Source organism: Pseudomonas sp. 2822-17, assembly GCF_002742485.1.
Lineage (GTDB): Bacteria > Pseudomonadota > Gammaproteobacteria > Pseudomonadales > Pseudomonadaceae > Aquipseudomonas > Aquipseudomonas cyclaminis.
In genome coordinates this window covers 1-1,341 of record NZ_LJRZ01000356.1, presented here as the reverse complement: position 1 = coordinate 1,341, position 1,341 = coordinate 1, and the positions used below count along the sequence as shown (strand labels likewise).

Annotated in this window: 1 protein-coding gene; it reads left to right on the top strand. The window is 54.1% G+C overall.

Translation table 11 applies throughout. The annotated features are described in order from the left end of the window. Positions 1–78 precede the first annotated feature (78 nt). On the top strand, positions 79–1,095 hold the full coding sequence (locus AOA60_RS09295; RefSeq protein WP_078825595.1) for an IS110 family transposase: 1,017 nt from the start codon (positions 79–81) through the stop codon (positions 1,093–1,095). Positions 1,096–1,341 lie beyond the last annotated feature (246 nt).

Genomic DNA, 1,341 nt, shown 5'->3' with positions numbered 1-1,341 from the left:
CCTAATGAGATGGTCAGCCCGGCGAGAACCTCAGGTCTAAACTACTGAGGTTCTCACTTTTCCTGAGGAGGCTTTCTCATGAACAGCGTAACCATTCTAGGCATCGATATTGGCAAGAACAGCTTTCACTTGCACGGCCAAGACGCACAAGGCCATCAGGTACTGCGCAAGAAGCTCAATCGTAGCCAATTGCTGCCATTGCTTGCCCAAATACCACCCTGCAAAGTCGCCATGGAATCCTGTGGCGGATCACAGTTTCTAGCCAGAGAAATCACCAAGCTCGGCCATCAGGTCCAACTGATCGCGCCGCAGCATGTGAAGGCTTACGTCACCGGCAACAAGAATGACTTCATTGATGCCGAGGCGATCTGCGAGGCCGCATCACGTCCCAGAACGCGCTCTGTACAGGTCAAGTCGGTTGACCAGCAGGTGCTGTCGACCGTGCATAAGCTGCGTAAATCACTGGTGAGCCGGCGCACAGGAGTAATCAACCAGGTGCACGGGTTCTTACTGGAATTTGGCGTTATCTTTCCCGCCGGTTATGCCGCGCTGGATCGGGTTCCGGCATTGATGGAAGAGCACAATCTACCTCTACGCCTGCGGCAGGCTATTAGTCGGATGCTTGATGATATTCGCCAATTGACCAGCGAAATCAAAGCGCTGGATACCGAGATCAAGCAGCAAGTGAATGGGAGTGACGCCGGCAAAAGATTGCAGAGCGTCCCCGGCATCGGCCCCCTCATCGCTAGCGCGCTGGTGGCCGATGTCGGGGACGCTTCGATGTACAAATCGTCCCGAGACTTTTCGGCCTCGTTGGGGCTGGTGCCACGGCAATACTCGACCGGAGGCCAAACCACCTTGCTGGGTATCAGTAAGCGTGGGGATAGGTATTTGCGAACCTTGTTGATGCAGGGCGCCCAAACCCTGCTTTATCGAATCGATAAACGAAACGACGCCCTTGGCGTCTGGGCCAGAAACCTGCTGGCCCGAAAGCCACTCAACAAAGTTGCCTGTGCACTGGCTAATAAAATGGCCAGAATTGTCTGGGCGCTGTTGACCAAAGGTGGCACCTACAACGGGCATTTCACCGCGTGACCCAGTTTTACCACCGGCTTTTGCGACGTCAGTAATTGATGACGATAAACGGCAGATACCCTGGCTGCGAACCTGATAAGCAAAATAGCTTTCGAAGCTGAAGCGCTTTTAAGGACAGGCAGGAGCGAATACTCATCAAGGGCCGAGCGCATAACCGCGCTCACAAGGAGCCCGGATACATTAGCGCAAGCCTGATTTACCGTTCATCGTGACTGGATAGCAAAAGGTGGGCTGACCATACATTTG

Excerpts from the sequence above, each read along its gene's own strand:
- AOA60_RS09295 (WP_078825595.1), top strand. The coding sequence starts at position 79 with ATGAACAGCGTAACCATTCTAGGCATCGATATTGGCAAGAACAGCTTT.